We start from the raw sequence: 19,013 nt of genomic DNA on the forward strand, positions 1-19,013 counted from the left end.
GGAATATAAATAAAAAAGACACCGTAAAGTGTCTTTTTTATTTTAGTTATGCGCATTACTTAATAAGACGCTAGTTCCTCAGTCTGGCTATGAGTAACTATGTAGGGTGATTTTATTATAACATTTTAACCAGTAATGGGTCTATATGGAATTTAATTGTTTTTCTTTTTGATTATTCAGAACGATTAATTGGGTATTTGGATGAAGGAAGCAGTGACTTAACTTGTTTTAGAAGAGTGTTTAGATGAGCTTGATATAGATGAAGATTTAGATGCTATGTTCTTATACATTGGTCTTGCAGCAATATAACTGGAGAAAGGAGAGGGGCTAATCTTGAGCTTTGGAAAGAAGCTGATATAGAAGATTATGAAGAGAGAGAAAGTTTTACATACATTAAAAGCACAACTGATAAAGTGTAGAGTTATATTTCCCTTTACACGAACATAACGGTATAATATAGTTAAGTTAAGTGAACTTAACTATTAAATGAAATAAAAGCATGGAGGAATAACGCTATGACTAGAACGTATAAAGAAGTAATTAATGAAATGAACCGAGCTTATAATGAATTCTACATTTTACTATTCCAGGAGTTAAAAGATGAGTTCGGTCTTACAGGACAGCAAGAGAGCATGCTATTTCATATTAATTTAAATGAAAACACGACGGCAAATCACATTGCGACTACTTTTAATGTATCAAAAAGTGCCGTTAGCCAAGTTTTATCGAAATTGGAGAAACAGAAGATGATTTCAAAACAAGTAAACCCTAATAATAAACGGGAGTATTTTCTTACACTTGGTCCAAACGGTAGTAAGTATATAGAGCGGTTGTCTGAGTTAGATGATGTATTAATTGAGAAATATTTTTCTAAAATCGATATAAACGCCCTAGAGCAAATGACAGATACGTTAACGAAAATAAATAAAGTGATATTGGAAGAAAAGCAGAAGGATCTTGATTGTAATGAGTAAGAACGTAGATGAAGCAATTAGTAGAAAGGAGGAGAAGTGCATTATGAGTTTCATACCAAATATGATTACGATAGCAAATTTTGTATGTGGGCTTTTAGCTATTTACGCTGTTTTCGTTCACGATATTTATTTGGGAGCAGTTTTTATTATTACAGGTATGCTGTTTGACTTTTTTGATGGCATGGTTGCTCGGAAACTTGATTCTGTTTCAGAAATTGGTGGAGAGTTGGACTCATTTGCGGATTTAGTTACTTTTGGTGTGGCACCGTCTATTCTTGCATATAGTGCCTCGTTAAAAGATTTGCAGTTTATCGGGATGATATGTGCACTTGCTTACAGTATTTGCGGAATGCTTCGGCTTGCAAGATTTAACACACAGCAAAGCAAACTCCCGACCTTTATCGGCATGCCAATCCCATTCGCGGCAATGTGTCTCCTCATTTTATGTTTTTTAAAGAATCCAGTTTCCGTGGCGTTTGGTACATGCGTACTCGCTTATTTAATGGTGAGCAAAATCAAATTCCCTCATTTTAAAAAAGATATAGCTGAAAGCTTGAAGCCTGGAAGATTGGATTGATGATACAGAATTACAATGAGAAAGATAAAGGAGAATAACATGATTCGTATGGCACTAAGATCATTCAACATACAAATGTATTGTTTGCTAGGTGTAATGTTATTGGGATGGTTAATGACACCTTTTTCAGCCCAGTTTGTAGGGATAAGCATTGGCCTTTTAGTGAGTATGTACTGCGCCTGGATTTTAGGAAGGCGTATTGAAAAGTTCGGAGATAGCATTGTAAAAAAAGAAAAAGCACCGATGCTCGGAATGATAAATCGGTTTGCAGCCGCAATACTAGGTGCGATTATTATGTATGAAATTGAACACGATGAATTCATGTGGACATTCGCTGCCGGAATTATGGGCGGGTATTTCTTGGTTATTATTAATTTGGGGTATTACAGTATGAGGGATGCGGAGGAATAAAGTTTCACTTTATTATAAAGAAAAGACACCCATATAAGAGTGTCTTTTCTGATAGTTTTTTAGCAGAAGCAAGAAGCTCCAACGATGATTAATAAAATAAACAGTACAACTAATAAAGCAAATCCTCCAGCAAAACCGCAGCCTTCGCCGCAACTACCACCAAAACCCATAATAGTTCCTCCTTTTAATAAGAGGGGAAAACAAGGGTACACTCATGTATTTTAACGGATTCAAATTACTTTATGTTTTTTACGCAATAATTGAGCAGGTCCTTTGGAAAATAAAAAAGACACCCTAAGGTACCTTCTTCCGATTGGAATCATCTTAATTGTATTGCGTCAATATCATATAAGAAAAAAAGACATCAATTAAGATGTCTTTTTTCTTTGTAAAATTGGTGTTAAGAAGGTATAACCTATGAATAATATAACAATCATCGAGTAAGTTTATTATAGCAGCGATAAATAGGATTTTTATATGTAATATTACATATATATAGATTTATTTATGTTTTATTTGTATATTTTAATTGTCTGTTCCTTGTTTTAATTCGTTTAGTTATATTATTTTTTGAGTGCTCCAGCAATGGAGCCTTTTTTTAGTATTCTATTTTGATGATGTTCTATAAGATTAGCACCTTTTAAATTTGTTTTTATATAAAAAGCCTTTAACTTGTATTTATAGCTAAAGGCTCTGAGTGTCATACTTTATAGTTTATAAAATCTTATAAGAAGAATAACCAGTATTTTATATAGAATCTATCCCGCTATTTGCCGGGCTGCCCATAAACGCCCGATTGTTGAGAGCTGATTAAAGTTTCACTTTATAATGTTTTTTATCCAATTTGGAACTGAAATGTACTAGCTTGATAATGAAGCTAGGTTATTAGAAGTGAAAAATTTTAGTTTTATTATAATTAATAGAAATGAAAGTAGTGTAAATATAAATCCACTCCAAATAAGTTGGTGAATACCTAAGTTTGAAATGAACCAGCCTCCAATAGTTGTTCCTAGAGTAATTCCGAGATTTGAGAATGAAACGAATAGGCTATTACCAAATTCGGGTGCTTCTCTTGCTTCACTTATTAACCATGTTTGACCAACAATTAATCCACCAGCATGCACGATTCCCCAAATGAATACCATGAAAATCATTGGAACAAGATAAGAACCTAAATAATAAACCAATATGTAAACAATAGAATATAAAATAGGGAACGATATTACTGTATTTACTATGCTTCTTTGCAAGAGACTACCAAATAAATGATTGCCTAAAATCATAACTATACCAAATATGAATAGCATGATACTGATGAGCGATCCATTCATGGAAGTTACTTTTGCAAGGTATTCGGCGAAGTAGCTGTATACGGAAAACATGGCTGCAAAAAGGAATGTGACAGTTAAAATATTTAACCATAATCCTGGTTTGCCGAGTATACGAATTTGTTTGCCGAAAGACATTTTTTCTTTAACGGGCATAGAAGGAAGTGAGATTAGTATTCCAATGAATGCAAGGGCGTTAATAAACGCTCCGAATAAGAAAGCAACTTCTAATGAAAATTGATCTGCAAGGTAAGAGGTTAATGGTACACCTAGTGCAAAGCCAACCGTAATTCCCATGAAAACTTTTGTAACCGCTTGACCACTCTTTTCAGGAGGGACAAGTTTAGCAGCAGTTACAAGAGCGATTGAAAAGAAGAGTGGGTGAAGTGCTGCAGGTAAAATACGAAAAATAAGCATGATTTCAAATTGTGTTGTATAAGCGTAGATTATATTTGAAATAACAAAAACAAAGATTGCTATTAATAAAATTATTTTACGATTAATACTAGAGACGAGCAGAATTAAAAACGGACCAGAAATAGCAACGACTAGTGCGAATATACTTACTAAAAATCCTGCTTGTGCAGTTGAAATGCCAAATTTCTGAGTGATTTGTGGTAATACACCGACAATACCCATCTCGGTAGTAATAATCCCAAACACCCCTATTGCTAGTGTAAGAATAAGCAAAGGACTTACTTTTTTCATTTGTAAAACTCTCCATTCTTATTATTATTTTGAAAGTGAAATCGATTTATTAACAAAGAAATGAGCATGATTGGATGTCAATAGTATTAGAATTATGTAATGTTAAACACAAAAACAGATATCTAAATAACTAGATATGATATGTTAAAAAAATGCTCCTTTCTATGTTTCTTTCTTTTATAGGTAGCGAAGTTTTAAAAAGAATGTATTGGGCAGCTATATAAAAGCAGAATGTGTGAAAGCAAATAATCAATTGGTAGGTTGATTATTTGCTTTTACTTTATAATTCATTTTGAACGTATTCAGAAAACGCTTGTATTGTTTTTTCATTTCGACGATAATATGTCCATTTTCCAATTCGGTCAGAGTCTAGTAGTCCTGCCTTTTTCATAGTTAATAAATAACTAGAAATAACCGATTGGGCTAAGCCAGTTTTAAGCTGAATATCTCCTACACACACTCCAATCTGAAAATTAATCCCTTGTTCTAAATAAGGTTTTTCGTCGAAATGGTTTTCTGGATTTTTTAACCATGATAAAATTTGACATCTTGTTTCATTTGACAATGCTTTATAAATTAATGAAGGTTCCATAAGGATATTATATCTACTTTTATAGATTTGTAAATGGGTTTGTGTGATTTTAAGGGAAGAAGGTATAGTTGATCCCCTCGAATAGGAATAAGGTGCTCTTGATCTGTACCCTTTGTAAAGGACATTTTAAAAAAGTTAGGCAACCTAAAAAAGATGATTTCTGTATGCAAACAGAAGTCATCTTTTTTAAATTCTATTGATAGCAAGAGTGATTATAGTACGTCATATATTTCTTAATTTCATGTTTTAACTGAACAAACGAGTCACATGATTTTATATATGCTTTATCGGTTAAAGTACTACGAGGATTACGTGCAAAAATGATAGTATTGTTAGGTTTAAGCATGTTGTTGCCTAGCTATCAATGGCGGATTCTTAAGAAGAGTAATAATAAAACCAAACTGAAGATTTAAGAAAAATTTTATGTTTACCCCACTCTTTATTTTAAAAGTTTTTCCTATCCTATAAATGAGTTGCATCATGAAGGAGACTAAAAAAGACAAAGTCATAGATGAAAATGTAAAGTTAGGGGATTCTACATGGATACAGGAGTTTTGATTAGTTATTTGTATACTTATTTCTTTACTATTATGTTTTGTATTGTGTTTCAAATTGGAGTTTATTTTAAAGCGAAAAGAATTATATCTATTCGGCATTTTTTATGGGTGTATGTTTTTCTATTCTACCTTTCGTTAGTGTATAGGGTGACGCAGATCGCGACTGTATGGGATATAAGTAGATATGAAACGTGGATTCGTGTAAGTCAAATCAATTTGACTCTATTTGATACGGCAGGTAGTACTACGTATCTTTTGAATATTGTACTGTTTATGCCGTTAGGTTTTTTATTACCGATGATTTGGCCGCAGTTTAAAAAAATAAAAAACACCGTATGTGCAGGATTCTTTTTTTCACTGGCAATTGAGTTAAATCAATTACTAAATAATAGAATTACAGATATTGATGATTTATTTACGAATACCCTCGGGGCAGTTATTGGGTATGTATTATATAGAGCTTTTAAAATGATATTAAGAAGAGAGGGGAAAAAGCTTGATACCAACTCTTCTCTAGTTATAAAATACGAGGCTGTTTTTTGTTTAGTGTGTTCATTTGTAGGGGCGATGTTAATTTATCATCCAGCTTTATTTGGAAGACCTGTCATCATTCAGTGAGGTGATTACGAATTTCTTTTGAACGCTCGTGCGATATTTCAATTTGTAAAAAGCCTTTAACTTGTTATAGTTAAAGGCTTTTATCATCATGATTTTTACTTACCAATTACCCACTCTAACATCCGCCTTCAACCACTTCACCCAATCCAAATCCTCTAGCTTAAGCAAACTGAGCGAAACACCCTTCATATCTAAAGAAGTTAACAACGTACCAACCTTTACGAATGTAACTTGTAAGCCTTCCAATTCACACAAACGGCGAATGTCATTTGCGAAAATGTATTGTTCCATTAATGGCGTTGCACCTAATCCATTAATGAGGATCGCAAAGTTGTTTCCTTTTCTCCAGCGGTAAATACTTTTTAGTTTGTTCATCAGTTCAATCGCTAATATTTCAGAAGAGGATAGTGCTTCTTTACGGTAACCTTTTTCTCCGTGAATGCCGACGCCATAAAACACTTCATCATCGTTTAATGTGAATGAAGCTTTTCCTTTTACTGGATCGTTGGCAGGGGAAAGGGCAACTCCTAATGTGTGTAAGTTTTTGATGACAGCTTGCCCGATTGTTGTTAGTTCTTCTAAAGAATGTCCACTCTCAGCGGCCGCACCTAATATTTTTTGGACGAAAACAGTGCCAGCTACGCCGCGTCTTCTTTTATTAAACGAAGCATCATCTTCAATTGAAACATCGTCATTTACGATGATATGGTCAACTTTTCTTCCTTCTTCTTGAGCAATTTGCTTTGCTGCTAGAAAGTTTTCTACGTCATCTTTAAAGTTTTTGATGATGAATAGTATACTTTTATCTTTTGGTATGAGGCGAGTTGCCGCCGCAATTTGTTCCACTGTAGGCGGAGTGAAAATATTGCCGTTTACTGCCGCTGTAAGCATACCTTTTCCTACATAACCAATATCAGCAGGTTCATGTCCGCTACCACCGCCGCTTATAATAGCGACGTCTTGCTTCATTTTTTCGATATCTTTTACATAAATGATGTTATTTGTTTCATCGTAATTTACTTTGTCGTTATGTTCAAAATAAAAGCCATGCAGCATATCTTGAACGATATTTTGTACATCATTCATAATCTTTTTCATTGCTTTTGCCACCCTTTAATTACTTTGCTGATTGCTCAAGTAATAGTAGTAATTGATTGTTTATCATATTTTTCATAAGAGAAGACATAACGGATGGATCTACTTCGCACTTGCTTTCAATCCAATCTTTTATCGTTCCAACGAAGCCGTGACTATAAAAGGAGGCAATCGTATTTTTGGTCTCATCAGAAAGGCTGAATCCACAGCTCACAGATAATTCATCAATAATCTTCATATATAAGTTTTTCGTATGCTCAAATAAATAGTGATTAAACGAATTTTGCTCAATAACTTTAAAAGCATTTCGGTAAAATTTTTGATTTTCATAAAAGTAATCAAATAATAAATCGAAAATGTTTTCCCATTTTTCATAATCGAGAAAGTCTATAATATTTTCTTTCGTTTCTTCTCTATAAATCCAGCTTAATAGTTCAAATTTATCTTTAAAATGATAATAAAAAGTTTGCCTACGCATTTGACAGTGTAACATAATATCGCTCACTGATATTTTATGAAACGACTCTGTTTCCATTAAATACTTCAATGAGTTCGCGATTATCTTTTTAGAAATTATAGAAGAGGTCATCTGAATCATCCCTAGAATGTTATTAATATAAAAATCCTATCTATAAATGAGAGCGGTGTCTTTAGACAGATTGTCCATTTTGTCCGTTTACTATAAAACGCTTTCATTTTAACATGAGTAGTAAGAAGAAGATTTCAAATATATCACAATATATTAAAGGAATTGAGGGAGAACTACAATGAAAAAGATTATAAACAAACCAGAAACATTAGTAATGGAAATGTGTAACGGAATGGTTATGGCTCACCCAGAGCTTGAGCTTTTGAAAAAATATAAAGTAATTAAGAAGAAAGAAATGAACGAAAATAAAGTAACGTTAATTAGTGGAGGCGGTAGTGGTCACGAGCCGGCACATGCAGGATTAGTCGGAAAAGGAATGTTAGATGCGTCAGTGTGCGGAGATGTGTTTGCTTCTCCTTCGCAAATTCAAGTTTACCAAGCGATTAAAGAGACAGCTAGTAAAAAAGGTACGTTATTAATTATTAAAAATTATAGCGGCGATATTATGAATTTCAAAAACGGTGCGCATTTAGCGACGGAAGATGGAATTGAAGTCGACTACGTAAAAGTGGACGATGATATTGCGGTAGAAGATAGCCTATATACAGTAGGACGCCGCGGCGTTGCGGGAGTTATTTTAGTTCATAAAATTGCCGGCGCAGCAGCGGAAGCAGGTATGGATTTAGGAGCGGTGAAAGCTGTAGCAGAAAAAGCAGCGGCTAACGTGCGCACAATCGGTTTAGCGTTAACGTCTTGTACAGTTCCAGCGAGCGGATCACCTACTTTCACACTTGCGGAAGATGAAATGGAATACGGCGTAGGTATTCACGGCGAACCAGGAATTAAGCGTGAAAAAATGCTGTCGGCTGATGAATTAGCTAACCGTATGACAAATGATTTAATGAAAGATTTAGGAGTAAAAGATGGCGAGGAAATCGCACTTCTAGTTAACGGTTTTGGCGGAACACCACTGCAAGAACTTTACTTATTTAACAACGCCGTTACGAGAGAACTAGCAGCTAGAAACATTAAAATTAATAGAGTATTCGTCGGTAACTATATGACAAGTATTGATATGGCTGGTATGTCTTTAACGGTAATGAAGTTAGATGAAGAGCTAAAAACATTACTATCAAAAGAATGTAATACACCTGCGTTTAAAGTAGATGGACCAGTTGAAAGTGTAGAGTACGTGAATGTACTTGAAGAGGCAGAAGAGAAGGAAGTTTCATTTGAAATAGAAACAGCGGAAGAGCACGCTGTTATTAAAAATAATGTCATTACATTAAACAACATGATTTATCTCGTTGATAAAATGAGCGATATTATTATTAAAAATGAAGTACCGTTTTGTGAGTTAGATACACATGCAGGTGACGGCGACTTCGGAATGAGTGTTGCAAAAGGATTTAAGCAATTAAAACGTGAGTGGCATTCTATTGTAGAACAAGAAAACGTAACGATCGGATCATTCCTTGACGGTTGCTCCATGATTATTATGGAACATTGCGGCGGCGCATCTGGTCCAATTTGGGGCGGAGCATTCCGCGCAGCTAGTAAAGCAGCAGGCGAAAAACGTGAGCTAACAGTGAAAGAATTCGCTGAAATGTTACAAGCAGCACTGCAAGGCATACAATCTATCGGTGAAAGATCATTCGGTAGAGGAGCGGTAGTTGGTGACAAAACATTAGTTGACGCACTTGCTCCATGTGTAGATTCTTGGTTAGATAGCGCCTCAAACGAAGTAGACGTAAAAACTGCCTTTGAAAAAGGAGCAGAAGCAGCGGTTAAAGGAGCAGAGTATACGAAAGAAATCGTAGCTCGCATGGGCCGCGCCGGTACAGTTGGCGAAAGAAGTTTAGGATACCCTGATGCAGGTGCACATGCGCTTGGAGTTATCTTTACGGAGATTGCGGGTAGTTTGAAATAGGAATTAGAAAGTCCCTCTGCCTTAAGGTGGAGGGATTTTTATATAGTTGATATGTAGAAGACTTCTTTCGGTTCTTTCTCAGTAAAATATGAGTTTGTTACTGTTTTTGATAAAATCTTATTTCAAAAATACAACTAATATTTCTCAACATTAATATATTTAAAATAGTTAGAATATTTAAGATAATCATTTGTGAAGAAGTAAATTATAAAAAAAGGGGGAATTTATTTTGTTACGTCGTTTATCTATTTGTACAGTACTAACAGCTTTTATATTTACTTTATTTACATTTAACGGCTCTGCTTTCGCGGCTACGAATGCTACTGAAAATGAAAATGTAGTAGCAGCTTGTGCAAAGGGAGGTACGGTAGGTGTATATGGTGCAAAGATGCGCAGTGGTTATACTGTCGATTCACCTGTCTTACATACATTTAATGATGGTACGAAAATTACTGGAACATGGGTAACTGGTGAATATGTTCAAGGTCATTACAGTAATTCTAAACAGTGGTTAAAAGTTACATATAAAGGGATGACAGGTTATGTATCCCATACAACATTATATAACGTTTGCTCATAAAACTATGTACCATAATAGCTTTGGATATATTGAGCTAATCTCTTCTAGAGATTAGTTCTTTTTTATCTCTTAGTTTTTAATGGGGCATTTTTTGAAAAAGACCAACGATTCATTAAATCGATGGTCTTACGTTTATATAGTATTCATTTGTATCTATATCAAATTTTTCATTGCTTTTTGCTTATTTTAGACTTAGTTTGTTTGTGATTGCAGCTTATCAATTTTCCAGTATGTTTGTAGAGGGTCTAAAGAGCTTTCAATATAAAACATATATTCATCTACGGTACCTGGTACTTCAAAAGCTATTTTCAATTCTACCGTTTCATTTGGTTTAACTTGTATATCAGAAGGGTTTTGATCAAGCACCTTTCCTTTATAGATCTTTCCGTCTTTTTCATCTTTTAAGTTATATTTTAATTCTGATAGTCCAATCGTTTGACCTCGTACATTTTTTACAGAGACATTAACAATGACGGAATCGTTGCTAGCATTTAAATATGCACTTTGAACAGCGGCCATGTAATACCCTCCCTTAACACTCTCACCAACTAATAAAATACCTTGTTCCAAGCGGCTCATCTCTTCTTTTTCTTCAAAATTTATTAATTCTTCATTTTCATTTTTTGCGGTTGGTTCTTCTATTGGACCATTTTCAACGGCACTATCTGTTTTATCTTGTGTGCAAGCAGCCGTAACACTGACTAATACTAGAATGAAAGTAAGTAATATAGATAATTTTCTCATAAAATTTATCTGTCTCCTTAAGTTTCTCAATTTTGTGCAGCTATACATATAAGATTAACATAATGTCTCATTATTGGCTCAAAATAGGGGGTCTTTTAGACAACTTATTCTTTTTACTTTTAATATACATTCGATTGGTTCTCGCGATATTTGTTAATCTTTTAAAACATTGGCTTAGTAATACCGAGGGTTATTATAGATATATTAATCATGTAATTTGTCCATATCAAAATGAACGTTTTTTGCATCTAATATATTGTAAATATATTTTATTTTGAAAGGATGTGATTATATGGCCCATAAATCTACTGGAGTGTTTCGAGTTCCAGTCTCTGAAAATGGGATTATTCCAACTGCTCTCAACATTATGTTAAACAATGATTCACGTTGCCATACTAGTAATGTAACGGTAACTGTTAAGAGAAGTCGAAACACTTTTTTCCCAACTCAAAATGAATTAGTTGAAATCTCTCGTACTTTTGTTTCTTTAGAACCAAACAGAACAACTAAGATTGTGTTATTTACTCCAGAATTCCAAATAGAAGATTTTCTTGATGTCATCATTAGTGGAAATAAAGAGGATGTTAAGGATGTTCTTGTATATTCTTTCTTAGCAGATTCAGTAGGTCATAATCTGCCATCTACTGTTTTCAGAAATGCAGAATACACTTTTGCTTGCTGACACAGTGATGATGTATTCTTTACTGTCGTATATCTGAATTGAAATGTTGCAAACAGCACTTCAAGGCATATAATCTATCGTTGAAAGATCATTCGGCAGAGGAGCGGTAGTTGGTGAAAGAAGTTTAGGATATCCAGATGCAGGTGCACATACGCTTGGGGTTATCGTTACAGAAATTTTAGGTAGTTTGAAATAGAAATTAAAAGATCCCTTCTACCTTAAGGTGGAGGGGGTTTCTTAATATTGTTTTTTGATATATATTGCTAAATATGTTCCCATAATTCATTCTATTGTATTGAGAATAATGTCATCTACATCAAAAAACGGTTTATAAAAGGAACTAGTATTTGAAGAAGTTCCACCTCAAACATACTCCTATGCATATAAGTATGTTTGAGGTGGATTTATTAACGAATTTTATATATAGCATGAATGAAAATGGGATAAATAAAACAATGTTTCCTATTATGTTTTTAAGAATTAATTGAGCAGGTCCTTGTAAAAATAAAGAAAAGACACCAAAAGGTGCCTTCTGCCGACTTAAATTATTTTAATATTAGCGTTTTAAGTTTAAAAGCTATAGGGATTTTTTCTGTGGGATTTGTAAGTAGTTTTTACGAAATTATGAGTGTTTTTTATTTTGTAATTCAATAAGTTCATCTGGTAGCATTTTTGTATAATATTCTTTTTCTGTTAGTTCAAATATAAATAATGCTTTTTTCCAGTTATAAATAACATCTTCTACATTATGTTGTTTAATTTTTAATAATAACTGACCTTTTAAATAGAATAGTTCACCTAATAGGTATAACGTATTTAGATTAATTGCTAATTTGATGCCCTTATCAATGTATTTTATTGCCTCTTCATGTTGATATGTGAAGTCCAAAGATTTTGCTAAATTTAACATGATTTTCAACTTAATTTCTTTATCTCTAGGAAAATCTAACTTATTAAAATTACTTAAACATCTTTTTAATATATTAATACTTTTTTCATATTCTTTATTTTCCGCATAAAATATAGCCATTGTTTGCATAATATCTATTTCTCTTTCTGATAAAAAATCAGAATTAGTTAAAGTCAGTTTTAATGCATTATTTAGAAAATCTAAAGCAGTTTTTAATGATTTATCCACCATAAATATAGCAATTGCTTCATGCCATATTAGAAATTGTTTCTCTTCTTTTGTTTGAAAATTATTTAAGTTTTTCTCTTTTTTCACTATTTCATAAAGTTCTTTATATTGTTTTTGCTTTAAGCAATCTTTTATTACGTATTTTACATTTTCTACATATTTTAATCTTTTATTTTGAGTTAGTGCAAATATGTTATTCGGATCAATACCAAGTCTTTCTGATAATTGATATAACAATATACTAGATGGATAAATCATACCTTTTTCGATCTTACTAATTTGACTTTGTGAACATATTCCATGACATAATTCGGATTGTGATATATTTTTTTTAATTCTAAGTTCTTTAATGGTAATACCCAAATCGTTAAATTCCATTTTTCCACCTACTATTTAGCACTTTATTAATATAAGAACATTCTCTAACCTTAATGTAAAATTAATATAGTTGCAATTATTGTTTTAAAGGGCTTATCGTTTCTATAAGATGGTGAGATTTTTTTATGTACAAAAAAGACACCAAAAGGTGCCTTTCGCCGACTTGGACCACGTTCATTTAATATAAACCTATCTGTATTTTCACATGCTTCTCTAATCCCTCTATTTTACATTTGATAAAATAAAATCCTAATATTACCAATAATTAAATAAATATTTCTACATATTCAAGATATTTACATAAATTACAAAAGTGATACATTTAAGTTGTAAGCTATAAAAACTATTAAAGGGGGATTTATTATGTTCAGGAAATTAGTAGTAGGAGCAGTAGCAACAGGTATTGCATTAACAGGGGGAATTGGTGCAGCTTCAGCTGATACGCAAAAAGCTGTGAGCTCTCCGAAGCAAGCAACATGCTCAATTCCTTATGAGTATTCTAATGGTAAATTCAAAAGAACTCTTTATTACTCAAATGGAGTATATGCTAATAGTTTTAATGAAAATGTTTGTGGCGGGACGATTACGTGGTACTTAAAACATGTTCAAAATGGAGTTGCTTTTTACGAAGGTAATTTAAAATAGTAGATTTTTTGAACCTCATTTATTGAGGTTCTTTTATTTTTAGTTTTTAAACTGATTCTCTATAAAAAAGACACCCTAAGGTGCTTTTTGCGATTTGATCCATTGTAATATGGTGTTAAATTCCAGTCTGATTATTATTTTACCACGTTAAGTAGTTTCGGTTATTGAGAAAAAATACAACTCATTGTTTGAATGCGAAAAAGCCCTAGGGGGACTAGGACTTTTTGCTAGAATGAATAAGATTTAAAAAAGGACTTATATAACGTAACATATGAATGTTTCGTAAATGTATCAAAAAAGTGAACAAAAGCGTTAATTTTAATAAAAAAAGCTCCGCGATAAAAGCTACGGAGCTTCATAAGGTCGAGTTATGTCGTACTCACAAGGGATTTTAACATGAATGTTGTGGTAAAAATACTGGTAAATTTATCCCATAAAACGCCCGCTGATTAGAGTTTCACTTCATTCGAAGGAATTTATGTTTTATAAATTAGATTATAATAGTTGATATTCTCCATATTGACCAGAAAAGAACTAAAAATTCTAGTGAAATTCCAAGTGTTCGTTTCCTAGTTTTTTGAAATTCTTTTATTAAATAGCCAACAGCACTAATTGCTATAAGAATGAAAAGAATAAGTTCGAGTGTAACTGGCATTTTATCTACTCCTAATACATTAATTTGTTATATAGAGATTATAAGATATTTTTGCGGCTAGTGGTGAAAAATTTAATAAAACTATCTCTAATGGAGTTTTGTTTGAACTTCTAAAAGTATTTGTGAAAACCATTGTACGTAAAATTTCTGCGTATGTTTTTAGGAAACAAATTTTAGAAAAAGATAACAAAAACCCCACTCCTCGTCGCCGGCGGAAGCAAAAGGGTGGGTTTCGTAAAAAATAAATGAGTCCTAATGGATATAATGTACAAAAGAAAAGAGGCTTTCTTATGAAAGGATAGACTTTCATGTGTCATCACTATTAATAATGATGTGTTATTTTTATATAGAAACGAATAAGGAACAGAACAAGTTATAGTTTAAAGGGATAAAATGGTGGGATTGTATTGAGAAATTTTTTTGAAACAACAATATTCAGAAAATTAAAAGTTTTACTGGAAGATTTTTGTTATTATGTTAGTAATCTATAGACAAAGGAGAAGGGGCTATATGAGTGTACATGTAATAAAAAAGGAAGAAATCAATTTACTTTTACATGAGTGGTATAGAGAAATTCGTTCACAGAATTTCTCTAAGGCAAAGGAATTAAAACAAAGTATTGATACAAAAGTTAATAGTATGGAAGAAGATCGAAAGAATACAGAGTTTTATTCACTTGTAGATTTTAGATTTAAAATGTTAAGTGCAGAGTTTTATCCCCATCAATCTGACATATCTAAGAATGATCTAAGAAAAATGAAGTTAGATGAAGCTCCATCAGATGAATCTTTATTATATTATTACCATTTCTTTAAGGCTTCTCATGCTACAGTAAACGGTGATTTTAAAGTGGCTGAAAAGCATTATGGAATAGCAGAATCTTTGTTGGGAAATATTCAAGATCCAATCGAAAAAGCAGAATTTAACTTTAAGCTATCAAGCTATTATTATCACGTTTGTCAGCCTATTTTAGTAATTCAATATGCAACTAGAGCAAGGAATACATTTGAAGGGCTGTACGGGTATAGCAGGAAGGTGGCAGCATGTGACAATGTTCTGGGTTTAGCATGTGTAAAGCTAAATGAATTTGAACAAGCAGAAGTTTATTTCATGTCGTCTCTGGATATTTTGAAAAAGCAGAATGAAGAGGAGCTAATGTTACGAGTTCGACATAGTTTAGGGGTTATGTATGCAGAGCAAAACCTATCTGATTTAGCACTTCGTTACTTATCAGAAGTATCACAAAAAATTCCGAATCACTTTAGAGCGATTTTTTTGGAAGCTAGAGAGAATTTAAAGTTAGGAAAGACAAAGCTTGCAGCGTCCTTAATTGAAAAAGGATTAATAATTTGTAATGAACTGGAACAAAAAGAATATGAACATCATTTTACAATTCTAAAAGAAATGAATGAGAATGTTTCTGCTGAAGAATTAGAGTTAGCCATTTCTAAAGGAATTTCTTTCTTTAATGAAGTAGGTTTATGGCAATATGTCCAGGAATATGCTGAAAAATTAGCGGTTAAATATCATGAAGAAGGAAATTCAATAAAATCTAGTGAATACTTCTATTTAGGATATAAAGAAAAAGAAAAAGGTTTTCAGAAAGGGGCTTTAAAATGAAAAGGATCATCAGCAGTTCAATTGGATTAATAATTACGGTCATACTATTAAATGGAGTAAATGTTTCAACGGACCAATCAAAGGTCAATACAACAAGTGTTATACAATATACGCATGGAGAGCCGTGGGGCTGATGAAATATTGAAGTATAAAGAGTTGTTATATCAAAGGATTATTACCGAAGAAGAGTTCTAAGTGAAGAAAAAGTAATTATTAGGTATATAGATGAAACGCTCAAATGAGCGTTTTTTTATTTATATATTCGCAAGTAAAATAATATAATATCACTATGAATCCTTATAACAATATGAATTTTTGCATATTTTAAAATTCAATATATCCCTCAAAAACTTTTAATTGTATAATATATTTTGTCATATTTTTAGATTTTTCGACATAAACCAACAAAAATAGAGAACGTATTGGGAGAAGACATTATGTATACAAAACTATTAAAATCAATTACATCATTATCACTTATTGGTGGTGCGTTGTTATATACAAATGGCAGTGGTGTGAAGGCTGCTGAAGTGGGTGTTTTTTCTGATGTGCCGACATCACATTGGTCATATCCTGCGATTAAAGATTTAGCGAGTAAAAATATTATTTCCGGTTATGGGAATGGGATATTTGGTTTTGGAGATGTTGCGACAAGGGAGCAAGTTGCGGCTTTAATTTATCGAGTGTTAGTACCGAATAAACAAGGCGGTTCGTTTAGTAATGATGGAACTCGTTACGTATTAAAGGATGGGTCTACGTTTAAAAATCCTTACGGTGATATTAATCAAAGTTCTACAATGTTTCCAGAAGAGGTATTAACTTTAACGAATTTAGGAGTTTTTAAAGGTGATGAAAATGGCCAATTTAGACCGAAAGCTTCTGTGAGTCGTGCGGAAATGGCACAAATTCTTACAAATGCTTTCCATCTTGCGGCAAAACAAAAACATACCTTTAAGGATGTTCCAAATCCATTTTGGGCAGAAAACGCAATTAGTGCAGTGCAGTCAAATGGAATCGCAGATGGCACAGGGAACGGGAATTTTGAACCGTATGGCACAGTAACACGTGAACAGTATGCGCAGTTTTTATATAAAACTTTAAAATATAAAAATGCCGATGTGAAAGATACAGGAGATGCGGCATTATTAACAGCGTTTAAAGAGGAAGTACAAAAGCGTATTAATACGTATGAAACGACTATTACACTTCCATATAAAACGAAAAACAATAATACAAACGAAGTGATGAATACACTTTTTAACGCATATAAAGAAGTTGCAAGTAAAAATGAGTATACAAATAATAATAGATCGAATGTTTCATATGGACTTTCTGGATCACCTGGAAATTATACATTTACGCTTAAGATTACATATCGTGAAACGAAAGAACAGACGGAATATGTCATGAAACAAGCGAAAGCAATCGTTTCTTCTATTACTCAAGTTGGAATGGATGATCACGAAAAAGTGAAGGCGATTCATGATTACGTAGTAAAACATGTTTCTTATGATACGTCTTATAAAGCTTACACAGCATATGAAGCACTAGTAAATCGTTCTGCGGTTTGCCAAGGTTACGCACTATTAACGTATCAATTATTAAAAGAAGCAGGAATTGAAAATCATTTCGTGACAGGAACTGGGGACGGACAACCTCATGCTTGGAATTTAGTGAAAATCGAAAATAAATGGTATCACCTTGATACAACATTCGATGATCCGGTTCCAGATGAACAGGGCCGCGTAACGTATTCGTATTTCAATTTATCAGATGAACAAATCGCAAGAAATCATGAGTGGAACCGCGGAGACTATCCGCAAGCTACAACAAATTATTATAGTACACTGACAAACAAAATTGCGGCAGGTAGTACGAAAACGCCTGCATATCAGCAAATATTAAAAGATACAAAGTTAAACTATTTAGGAACTGAATATATCGCAAACAACTATACCGAATTAAAAAATAAAATGCAGCAGCGCTATAGTGCGAAACCAGAGAAAATTGAAGTGCTGTACAAGCAATCAATGAATGGTGCACTGCAAGATGTGAAAAAGGCAATTGGCGAAATCGATTATCCGCAAGGGGCAAATCGAGTTTCTTATAAAGCGGAGCCTTACAATGCGAAAGAAGGGTATTCTTTAGTGACGATTACGTTTACGTATTAAAAGCAACCTAGATCCTATAGGATCTAGGTTGTTTTTTTATTATTCTTCGACAAAACATGACAATATATAGATAAATTCTTTGCTACTATGAGATGAGAAATCTTACATTAAAAAAACTGTTTAAAATAACTAATGCAGATAGGCGGAAAAAAATGAACCGAAAGTTACTAATGGCATTAACATGCGGTACATTGCTTATGAGAATGGCTGCTTGTAGCTCAAATGAGAAGACTACAACTGAATCAAAACCTAAACAAGAAGAAAAGGTTCAGGAAAAACCGAAAGTTCAAACCATTCAAAAGCAGCAAAAAGATAGTGATGTAGTAAGTGAAGATGAACTCTCTAAAGCGGCACAGTCGATTGGTGAAATCCAAAACGAGCAAACTATAAATGATATGATGATACATATGTCTTTACAAAAACTCACATTCAATGGGAATAATCTTCATGTTTCCGGTACCCGTGATGTAGGGCGATTTCAAATGACGAAAGAAAACATTCAATACTTAAAAAACAACTTAAATGTTATTAATAATAATGAAAGACCAAAATATGAATCTATACTGAACAAATGGTATGGTGGAGATTTCGAATCTGTAGTTAAAGACTTTGAAGAAATTCATTATTTACGTTCAGGAAAAAAGCAAAGTATGGAGGGATCTAAACTAGCTAAAAAAACTGATAGTGATGAAAAAGAATTTATTCTCCATTTCTTTGGTCAAGAAGGATTGGATATCCATAATAAAGAGTGGAAACAGGGTGAGTTATAGAAGTAAAACTGAATTTCTCTTCATTAGGAAGTACAATGTTTTACGGAACAAAAAAATGATGAAATTCCCTTAAATATAGTCCCATTGGGAGGTTGTCTATACTGAGATTCAATAGATACACAGTAATGCTTATCTTTCTAGCCATTGGCACAAATGCTGCATTATCTATGTGGATTAAGCAGGGACTTTTAGGTGTCATCAATGCTATTATTTTCTTGTTAACCGCTGCACGGACTACAAAATGAACTAAT

Annotated in this window: 20 protein-coding genes and 2 pseudogenes; 14 read left to right on the forward strand and 8 right to left on the reverse strand. The window is 33.0% G+C overall.

Annotation, left to right across the window (positions count from 1 at the left end; genetic code table 11):
* The first annotated feature begins 143 nt into the window (after positions 1-143).
* The 4 genes and pseudogenes from QCI81_RS19165 to QCI81_RS19180 all read left to right on the forward strand — a co-directional run bounded on the left by QCI81_RS19165 (position 144) and on the right by QCI81_RS19180 (position 1,962).
* A pseudogene (locus QCI81_RS19165) lies at positions 144-447 on the forward strand (MarR family transcriptional regulator).
* A 68-nt stretch (positions 448-515) separates the two neighbouring features.
* Entirely contained in the window at positions 516-974 is a 459-nt protein-coding gene (locus QCI81_RS19170) for a MarR family winged helix-turn-helix transcriptional regulator (RefSeq protein ID WP_000198941.1), read from the forward strand.
* Positions 967-1,551, forward strand: coding sequence for a CDP-diacylglycerol--serine O-phosphatidyltransferase (gene pssA, locus QCI81_RS19175; protein WP_146632314.1), 585 nt, complete (start codon positions 967-969; stop codon positions 1,549-1,551). Before QCI81_RS19170 ends, pssA begins: the two co-directional genes overlap by 8 nt.
* Before the next feature lie 39 nt (positions 1,552-1,590).
* Positions 1,591-1,962, forward strand: coding sequence for an ATP synthase subunit I (locus QCI81_RS19180; RefSeq protein WP_071731852.1), 372 nt, complete (start codon positions 1,591-1,593; stop codon positions 1,960-1,962).
* 59 nt (positions 1,963-2,021) lie between these two features.
* Here the strand turns inward: QCI81_RS19180 and QCI81_RS19185 are convergent, their stop codons facing one another.
* The 4 genes and pseudogenes from QCI81_RS19185 to QCI81_RS19200 all read right to left on the reverse strand — a co-directional run.
* Complete coding sequence (locus QCI81_RS19185) at positions 2,022-2,132, reverse strand: YjcZ family sporulation protein (RefSeq protein ID WP_000505669.1); 111 nt, start codon at positions 2,130-2,132, stop codon at positions 2,022-2,024.
* Positions 2,133-2,822: 690 nt separating this feature from the next.
* Positions 2,823-3,998, reverse strand: coding sequence for an MFS transporter (locus QCI81_RS19190; RefSeq protein ID WP_064532722.1), 1,176 nt, complete (start codon positions 3,996-3,998; stop codon positions 2,823-2,825).
* Positions 3,999-4,278: 280 nt separating this feature from the next.
* Positions 4,279-4,590: an ArsR/SmtB family transcription factor gene (locus QCI81_RS19195; RefSeq protein ID WP_000433732.1), complete on the reverse strand. Its 312-nt coding sequence runs from the start codon at positions 4,588-4,590 to the stop codon at positions 4,279-4,281.
* A gap of 193 nt (positions 4,591-4,783) precedes the next feature.
* A pseudogene (locus tag QCI81_RS19200) lies at positions 4,784-4,885 on the reverse strand (TetR family transcriptional regulator); the annotation flags it as partial.
* A 244-nt stretch (positions 4,886-5,129) separates the two neighbouring features.
* Between QCI81_RS19200 and QCI81_RS19205 the strand changes: the two are divergent.
* Positions 5,130-5,765: a VanZ family protein gene (locus tag QCI81_RS19205; protein ID WP_071731854.1), complete on the forward strand. Its 636-nt coding sequence runs from the start codon at positions 5,130-5,132 to the stop codon at positions 5,763-5,765.
* Between the two features lie 99 nt (positions 5,766-5,864).
* On the opposite strand, the gene dhaQ is transcribed toward QCI81_RS19205, so the two are convergent.
* Positions 5,865-6,863: a DhaKLM operon coactivator DhaQ gene (dhaQ, locus tag QCI81_RS19210; protein ID WP_071731855.1), complete on the reverse strand. Its 999-nt coding sequence runs from the start codon at positions 6,861-6,863 to the stop codon at positions 5,865-5,867.
* A 19-nt stretch (positions 6,864-6,882) separates the two neighbouring features.
* Positions 6,883-7,449: a dihydroxyacetone kinase transcriptional activator DhaS gene (dhaS, locus tag QCI81_RS19215; RefSeq protein ID WP_000204213.1), complete on the reverse strand. Its 567-nt coding sequence runs from the start codon at positions 7,447-7,449 to the stop codon at positions 6,883-6,885.
* A gap of 178 nt (positions 7,450-7,627) precedes the next feature.
* Here dhaS and dhaK point away from each other — a divergent pair, with 178 nt between their 5' ends.
* Entirely contained in the window at positions 7,628-9,379 is a 1,752-nt protein-coding gene (dhaK, locus tag QCI81_RS19220) for a dihydroxyacetone kinase subunit DhaK (RefSeq protein ID WP_353810870.1), read from the forward strand.
* Between the two features lie 229 nt (positions 9,380-9,608).
* A complete protein-coding gene (locus tag QCI81_RS19225) occupies positions 9,609-9,959 on the forward strand; it encodes an SH3 domain-containing protein (protein WP_000946191.1) in 351 nt (116 codons plus the stop codon).
* Positions 9,960-10,151: 192 nt separating this feature from the next.
* On the opposite strand, the gene QCI81_RS19230 is transcribed toward QCI81_RS19225, so the two are convergent.
* Positions 10,152-10,703, reverse strand: coding sequence for a DUF4352 domain-containing protein (locus QCI81_RS19230; RefSeq protein ID WP_071731856.1), 552 nt, complete (start codon positions 10,701-10,703; stop codon positions 10,152-10,154).
* 292 nt (positions 10,704-10,995) lie between these two features.
* Between QCI81_RS19230 and QCI81_RS19235 the strand changes: the two genes are divergently transcribed.
* A complete protein-coding gene (locus QCI81_RS19235) occupies positions 10,996-11,385 on the forward strand; it encodes a hypothetical protein (protein ID WP_000940659.1) in 390 nt (129 codons plus the stop codon).
* Between the two features lie 76 nt (positions 11,386-11,461).
* Positions 11,462-11,581 (forward strand): DAK2 domain-containing protein, encoded by a 120-nt coding sequence (locus QCI81_RS19240; protein WP_071731883.1) that lies wholly within the window; start codon positions 11,462-11,464, stop codon positions 11,579-11,581.
* 426 nt (positions 11,582-12,007) lie between these two features.
* Here the strand turns inward: QCI81_RS19240 and QCI81_RS19245 are convergent, their stop codons facing one another.
* A complete protein-coding gene (locus QCI81_RS19245) occupies positions 12,008-12,901 on the reverse strand; it encodes a helix-turn-helix domain-containing protein (RefSeq protein ID WP_016082633.1) in 894 nt (297 codons plus the stop codon).
* Between the two features lie 363 nt (positions 12,902-13,264).
* Between QCI81_RS19245 and QCI81_RS19250 the strand changes: the two genes are divergently transcribed.
* From QCI81_RS19250 to QCI81_RS19270, 5 genes are all read left to right on the forward strand, one after another.
* Positions 13,265-13,546 carry an LCI fold-containing protein gene (locus QCI81_RS19250; protein WP_000488870.1) on the forward strand — a complete coding sequence of 94 codons (282 nt, stop codon included), beginning with the start codon at positions 13,265-13,267 and terminating at the stop codon, positions 13,544-13,546.
* A gap of 1,165 nt (positions 13,547-14,711) precedes the next feature.
* On the forward strand, positions 14,712-15,821 hold the full coding sequence (locus QCI81_RS19255) for a response regulator aspartate phosphatase (protein ID WP_016082632.1): 1,110 nt from the start codon (positions 14,712-14,714) through the stop codon (positions 15,819-15,821).
* Positions 15,818-15,955: a Phr family secreted Rap phosphatase inhibitor gene (locus QCI81_RS19260; protein WP_071731857.1), complete on the forward strand. Its 138-nt coding sequence runs from the start codon at positions 15,818-15,820 to the stop codon at positions 15,953-15,955. The genes QCI81_RS19255 and QCI81_RS19260 overlap by 4 nt, the downstream gene beginning before the upstream one ends.
* Before the next feature lie 303 nt (positions 15,956-16,258).
* Positions 16,259-17,992 carry an S-layer homology domain-containing protein gene (locus QCI81_RS19265; RefSeq protein ID WP_071731858.1) on the forward strand — a complete coding sequence of 578 codons (1,734 nt, stop codon included), beginning with the start codon at positions 16,259-16,261 and terminating at the stop codon, positions 17,990-17,992.
* A gap of 152 nt (positions 17,993-18,144) precedes the next feature.
* Positions 18,145-18,762, forward strand: coding sequence for a DUF6241 domain-containing protein (locus tag QCI81_RS19270; protein WP_071731859.1), 618 nt, complete (start codon positions 18,145-18,147; stop codon positions 18,760-18,762).
* Positions 18,763-19,013: the final 251 nt, after the last annotated feature.

The sequence above is a fragment of the Bacillus cereus group sp. MG20 genome, from assembly GCF_040459885.1.
In the GTDB taxonomy this organism is placed as follows: Bacteria; Bacillota; Bacilli; order Bacillales; family Bacillaceae_G; genus Bacillus_A; species Bacillus_A cereus.

Bases quoted from the DNA above. Each gene is read 5' to 3' on its own strand.
- QCI81_RS19170 (WP_000198941.1), top strand. From the start codon at position 516: ATGACTAGAACGTATAAAGAAGTAATTAATGAAATGAACCGAGCTTAT.
- pssA (WP_146632314.1), top strand. From the start codon at position 967: ATGAGTAAGAACGTAGATGAAGCAATTAGTAGAAAGGAGGAGAAGTGC.
- QCI81_RS19180 (WP_071731852.1), top strand. From the start codon at position 1,591: ATGATTCGTATGGCACTAAGATCATTCAACATACAAATGTATTGTTTG.
- QCI81_RS19185 (WP_000505669.1), bottom strand. From the start codon at position 2,132: ATGGGTTTTGGTGGTAGTTGCGGCGAAGGCTGCGGTTTTGCTGGAGGA.
- QCI81_RS19190 (WP_064532722.1), bottom strand. From the start codon at position 3,998: ATGAAAAAAGTAAGTCCTTTGCTTATTCTTACACTAGCAATAGGGGTG.
- QCI81_RS19195 (WP_000433732.1), bottom strand. From the start codon at position 4,590: ATGGAACCTTCATTAATTTATAAAGCATTGTCAAATGAAACAAGATGT.
- QCI81_RS19205 (WP_071731854.1), top strand. From the start codon at position 5,130: ATGGATACAGGAGTTTTGATTAGTTATTTGTATACTTATTTCTTTACT.
- dhaQ (WP_071731855.1), bottom strand. From the start codon at position 6,863: ATGAAAAAGATTATGAATGATGTACAAAATATCGTTCAAGATATGCTG.
- dhaS (WP_000204213.1), bottom strand. From the start codon at position 7,449: ATGACCTCTTCTATAATTTCTAAAAAGATAATCGCGAACTCATTGAAG.
- dhaK (WP_353810870.1), top strand. From the start codon at position 7,628: ATGAAAAAGATTATAAACAAACCAGAAACATTAGTAATGGAAATGTGT.
- QCI81_RS19230 (WP_071731856.1), bottom strand. From the start codon at position 10,703: ATGAGAAAATTATCTATATTACTTACTTTCATTCTAGTATTAGTCAGT.
- QCI81_RS19235 (WP_000940659.1), top strand. From the start codon at position 10,996: ATGGCCCATAAATCTACTGGAGTGTTTCGAGTTCCAGTCTCTGAAAAT.
- QCI81_RS19245 (WP_016082633.1), bottom strand. From the start codon at position 12,901: ATGGAATTTAACGATTTGGGTATTACCATTAAAGAACTTAGAATTAAA.
- QCI81_RS19250 (WP_000488870.1), top strand. From the start codon at position 13,265: ATGTTCAGGAAATTAGTAGTAGGAGCAGTAGCAACAGGTATTGCATTA.
- QCI81_RS19255 (WP_016082632.1), top strand. From the start codon at position 14,712: ATGAGTGTACATGTAATAAAAAAGGAAGAAATCAATTTACTTTTACAT.
- QCI81_RS19260 (WP_071731857.1), top strand. From the start codon at position 15,818: ATGAAAAGGATCATCAGCAGTTCAATTGGATTAATAATTACGGTCATA.
- QCI81_RS19265 (WP_071731858.1), top strand. From the start codon at position 16,259: ATGTATACAAAACTATTAAAATCAATTACATCATTATCACTTATTGGT.
- QCI81_RS19270 (WP_071731859.1), top strand. From the start codon at position 18,145: ATGAACCGAAAGTTACTAATGGCATTAACATGCGGTACATTGCTTATG.